Annotated in this window: 3 protein-coding genes; all 3 read left to right on the top strand. The window is 53.8% G+C overall.

Going from position 1 to position 5294, the window contains the following annotated elements; genetic code table 11:
- Window positions 1-119 precede the first annotated feature (119 nt).
- The 3 genes from FJ147_26900 to FJ147_26890 all read left to right on the top strand — a co-directional run bounded on the left by FJ147_26900 (window position 120) and on the right by FJ147_26890 (window position 5287).
- Complete coding sequence (locus tag FJ147_26900; GenBank protein MBM4259516.1) at window positions 120-1466, top strand: hypothetical protein; 1347 nt, start codon at window positions 120-122, stop codon at window positions 1464-1466.
- 24 nt (window positions 1467-1490) lie between these two features.
- A complete protein-coding gene (locus tag FJ147_26895; GenBank protein MBM4259515.1) occupies window positions 1491-4766 on the top strand; it encodes a hypothetical protein in 3276 nt (1091 codons plus the stop codon).
- Between the two features lie 155 nt (window positions 4767-4921).
- On the top strand, window positions 4922-5287 hold the full coding sequence (locus FJ147_26890) for a hypothetical protein (protein MBM4259514.1): 366 nt from the start codon (window positions 4922-4924) through the stop codon (window positions 5285-5287).
- The last annotated feature ends 7 nt before the right edge of the window (window positions 5288-5294 follow it).

The raw sequence follows: 5294 nt of genomic DNA, 5'->3' as shown, positions 1-5294 counted from the left end.
AAGGCCTACAGGTCTCCGACGATGAGTTTCAAGCGCTCAATATCAAACCCGGTAAGTTTCATGGCGATTGGAACTATACGCTTCTTCCTCGCTCTTAATCGGTAACTTAATTCTTGCCCATGCCTAACGGCAAGCTCACGATTACCCCGAGCACCACGGTCACGGTTACCCTCACCCTTCAGCAACCAACGGCAACCGATGCGGACCCGTCCAGTCCCTACGGTATCGACGCCCGCAATGCAACCCTACAGTTGCCACAACAGCTAGCGTTCCGCTTCTCAGGCTTAGGCAGTTCTCTCACCGAAATCTCTTCTGCCCGTTGGGTCGTGTATGGTCACAAGGCATCGTTTGCGTGGAATCGAGTATCACCCGCATCCTATGATCACACGCTACACCGCGTCTTGATCCCCTTTACCTGCTCACGTCCGTCGTTCCAGGTCACGAACAATCAATCGCCTTTTCATACGCTCGCCGGGCAAGCTTCAGTCACTAGCTGTGCCTGGGCACTGCCGTCAGCACCGATCGACATTTTGTCTCCCACACCAGCCGCTGGCATCGGCGCGTTGTTCGTCAAAACGGGCAAAGGCTTGACCAGTACCTGGACAGGACTCCAAGGAAGCGAACTCTCGTTCACTCAGCCGTCCATCATGGCCGAACCTGGTCGCATTGCACTTACTGACCTTACTGCCGGGACACTTGCCTATCAGCAGACGTTTGCCTTGTGGAAAGATGAGCAGAATCCTTACGGCACCACTGTCCAAGTCCAGTACCCGCGTACGACTCCTTTCTATTACAATACCCTGGCCAACGGCATCGAAACCTTGACGACGTCGTGTAACGCGGACGTACAGAGTGACCGGCCAGTCACGGTTGCCGGCGAAGCGGTTCCTATTCGCTCGAAAAATTCGCTGCTGTTTTTAGGCGTCAGCAAGGCTCTCAAGTTGCTGTACCTGTTCGATGATAACATTTTGTTTGATAGTGTCGACTTCTCGCAACAACCGCCGGTGTCTCCCAAGCCTATTGCCCTCGCCTTACATAATGCCCTGTTCAAAGTGACGCCAGTGAACGGCTGCTTACTGTTTGGCGAATTAGCCAACGACTTGCGTAAAGTCACCAAAGGTTCACTATTTCTCACCTTCGGGTTGCAAGGGTATCTGCCGACCTTGCCAGACCCCTATGCTGCAAACCTCGGCAGCTTACGCGCGCAGTTTCGTGATCGTGGTAGTTCTGCCATTCCCGGGACCGCTGGCGTGAACCCCAATATCCGCTTGTGGTTGGTCGCGCTCATCCGCTGGCAACCAACACCCACAACCAATGATAGTGTGGCACTCTCGTTTCACTTTGCGCCACTGCAAACTCCCTTTCAGTTGCCACCAGCCACCGCCAACGCGACGCCCACAACAGCAAACCCAAGTGTCACACCAGTCACTCCGCACGCACTCTTTCGTGGTGAGACACCTCAATGAGTGAGTGATGAAGCAGAGTTTGCCGTGCGTTCTTCGATCGCTCACCCCAGACTGCCGGATTTTGAAGGGCAATGGGATGAAGGTACTCAGCGCCTCCTGCGCGATACATTCGCGCTGCTCGATGTCAGCACCAACGCTGATTTGTTGGGCATTAGTTTCAGCGTGTTTGATAATCGCCGCATGGCAATGGTTACCACCCACACTGCTGTTCCGGTTCCCGGTCAAGCTGGCGTTGGCTTACCCCTCCAGGTGCAAGGCATGGATGTAGTGAGCCAAGGCACGAACGCTCGGCTCTTTACCGTTCCACAAATTTCCTGGGAGCCAGTGTTTAACCTCACACCGCCGAGTATCCCCGGCGATCCTGCCGGTGGGTTCAATTATTACCCGAACGACGGCGGACCAACGCGCGTCATCAACAATAGCGATCAACAGGTCACCCTCGCGCCAATTCCGCTGACGAACTTCTTGGTCAGTACCTTCGACACGAACGATCAGTTTGCCGCATTAGCATTGTTTACTCTGCCGTTTGGCTTGAAAGCGTTGGCTTTACTACAAAAGCAGTATCCGGGTCGCAAAGGCACGGAGGTGCAGTTCAATTCGAAGTCCTTTGCCAACAGTGTCACTGGTGCGCTTCAGTTGGCGATTCACGGCGGAGAAGCGCAGGTCGAAGGCCAGGGTGACATGTTCAAGGGCAGTACTGTTCAACTGAACAATATCCTTGACTTCAACGGCAATCCCACTGGCAACAGTACGCTAGCGGCGACACCAACGCTCATCTTCAACAACGAATTCTTTTCCAATCAGAGCCTGATGAACGAACGTGGCGTGCCACTTACTCGTTGGGATCTCAGCGGCTATGGCGCCAGTATGTTTAGTAACTGGCTGAACCCGAAAGCACCGATTGCCTCGACCAGCCAGGCCAAGTTTGACGTGATCGTTGGCCGCACTGGTCATGAGATTATCCAAGTCAAAAGCCTCATGTATCCGTGGGCGATCAAAGTCGTGCGCACCATCACGCTGTTCAGAACAAGCAGTGGCTATGTCTATCGTCATGACAGCGGCTGGCGCGCCGAAAGTGACGGTCGTTTTGATTTCACCTACTACGCCTACGACACCAATCCGACTCCGCCGCCACCACTGGTGACAGTGGAGAAACAAGCCACCTATGAGATTCACCCAGGAGTCATCAAAGGGCTCTTCAACATTAAAGACATCAAGGAAACCACAGAGATCGCCCCGTACACCGATCCGATGGTGATTGCGCCGTTCGCAGAGTACGTCAATCAGTTTGGCGTCATTACCCAGAACGGTAACACGGCACTCTCACTACCAGTCAATCTACAGCCGGTCTTCTTCAATGCTGACGTGGAAATTGAAAATCCGCTCAATGGCTACGTCACCAAGACGATCGACGGGCAAGAGAAAAAGCTCATTGCGTCGAAACGTATCTTAGGCTTCGTGCAAGTAGCTCCACTTGGGCAACCGCTGACCAACGATGCACTACGCAGCCTGATCACTCGACAACTCGGCACGATCGGCGGGCCGGTCGATTGCGTGGTGAATATCGGTAGTAGCGGGCAGCAGATGCGATTGAATCGCTTTGATATCAGCAACTCAGTGGCTGCCAATGGTAGCAACCCAACCTTTGTCGCAGCCGGTCGTGGGAACGTCATCCTGCCTAAAGATGGCTCGTGGAGCATGGTGCAACATCAACATGGGACCGGAGAAGTCACACCGGTCCCACAGGAACTGAGTGTACCGCTCATCCGCATCGGCAAGTTGGTTAAACAAGCCGGGCAATTGGTGCTGGATAAGAATCCAGCCAACGAACTGCTACGTGTCGCGAACCCTACCGAACTGCTCCGCACGGCTGTGAATGGCACGATCAACTATGGGTTCTTGCAGAGTACCGATACGCAGAAGGCGCTATTCCTCACTCCTTCCTTCAAACAAGGGGTGGAGAAGATGCTCAGCAAGACGCCGCCGCTGTTTGTCGATGCCTTTCGTATCGTCAATTCTAAAGCGGTGTTTCCCAATATCGGCAATGCGGTCAACACTTTTGGTGATGCGATTTCGCTGTTCAGCAAAGGTACTGAGTTTACCAAGACCGCCCTCACCGATGGTGGCCAGCAAGTGCTGGAGATCATGCAAATCGACAAGGTCGTGAACGCGGTCAAACAGCAAGGTTTCGAGCTCCTGAAAAAAGTCGAAGAGTTCGATCTGCCCAACACGGAATGGAAGCTGATCGAGATTGGGGGCGCGTTCAAAATCTATATTGAATACAAAGCCGACAACGTGCAGAAGCCCAAGAGCCAAGGGGGTGGCAGCAAAAACCTCAAAGGCAGCCTGAATTTCGACGTTGACTCCTTCGCGAACAATCTGGCAGACACCTGGAAAAGCCGCATGAGCAATGTTGGGTTGGTGGTCGACCTCGGTCCCATCAAACGGCTGATGACCATTAAAGGCAACTGGGACGCCAAGAAGGGAGCGGAAGCGCAGTATGGGGGCAGCGCGAGCGATCCTGACTTTCCTTCACCGCAAATTGAGTTTGCGCCTGAGCTGCAGCCGGTTATTGAGATCCTGCAAATTCTCCAAGATCTGCAAGGCGAGAACTACAAAGATGCGTTCCAACGCGGCCTGAAGCTAGCCATGAGTAACAAGGCCGGTACCTGGGAGTACAAGTTTGAAGCCGCCAAGGAAATCCCCGTCGTTCGCTTTCCCATGCCCGATTTTCTCTACAACGACCCGAATGCACCGCTCAAACTCGAAGCTGGTTTGAAACTCGGCGCCTATTTTAACGCCGCACTCAAAGTGACCACAGACCCTACGCAATTGCTACCGACCGCCGGTGGCTTCTTGGAGTTCTACGGTCGTCTGTCGGTGATGTGCGTATCGCTCAGCATCGCCACCGTGTATGCCGTCGGCCAAGCCAGTGTCCGTATTGCCGCTGACACCAAAACTGGCCCGTCGTTGACCCTCAAGTTTGGTTTCGGTGCCCAGATTGTGGTGGGATTGCCAGTCGCCGGCAACGTCAGCGTCCTCTACATGGTAGGCGTTGAGATGTACGTGGATGCGGTCAAACTGAATGTGAGCGCCTTCCTACTCTTCCAAGGTCATGCTGAAATCCTAGCTGGCCTTGTCTCTGTAACCATTACCATTGAAGCCAAGGGGACGATTTCTCGCGCTAATGACCGCACTGACCTGGCGGCACAAGTCACTTTCGGTTTGGACATTACCGTCTTCTGGGTCATTGATATTAGCTTTAGTACCTCGTGGCAGGAGCAACGACAGATTGCGTAGGGTAACGTGCGATCGTGCTACCCTACATCCCTCGCTTTCGATCCTCACCCTATCCCTCTCCCTGGCAGGGAGAGGGCAGTACGAGCGGCGCGAGTACGGGTGAGGGTAATAACCAATGGAAAGCCCACTGAAGTCTGCATTAAGGAAACTCAGATATGGACAAGAACCGACGATTCTCTATCCTCCCCTTCCCGCAGTTCTTCGATGGCAACACCTTGACGCTGAACATCGTGGTGCTGCCGCGTAACCAGAACCCACTCAAGCCGGCCATCGAACAGCATGCCACGATTCCCAACGCTCCGGCATTTGCCGAAGCCGGCTTCGCTTTTGAAGCAAAGATCGTGAGTGGCCTGAGCGGCTTTCCGCACAGGCTCGCAGCCACCAGTAACCAACCGCTGGTTAGGCATGGGCAAGAATTAAGTTACCGATTAAGAGCGAGGAAGAAGCGTATAGTTCCAATCGCCATGAAACTTACCGGGTTTGATATTGAGCGCTTGAAACTCATCGTCGGAGACCTGTAGGCCTTTG

The organism is Deltaproteobacteria bacterium (assembly GCA_016874775.1).
GTDB lineage: Bacteria > Desulfobacterota > Binatia > Bin18 > Bin18 > VGTJ01.
This window is presented reverse-complemented; position numbering and strand designations above follow the sequence as displayed.

Bases quoted from the DNA above. Each gene is read 5' to 3' on its own strand.
- FJ147_26890 (MBM4259514.1), top strand. From the start codon at position 4,922: ATGGACAAGAACCGACGATTCTCTATCCTCCCCTTCCCGCAGTTCTTC.
- FJ147_26900 (MBM4259516.1), top strand. From the start codon at position 120: ATGCCTAACGGCAAGCTCACGATTACCCCGAGCACCACGGTCACGGTT.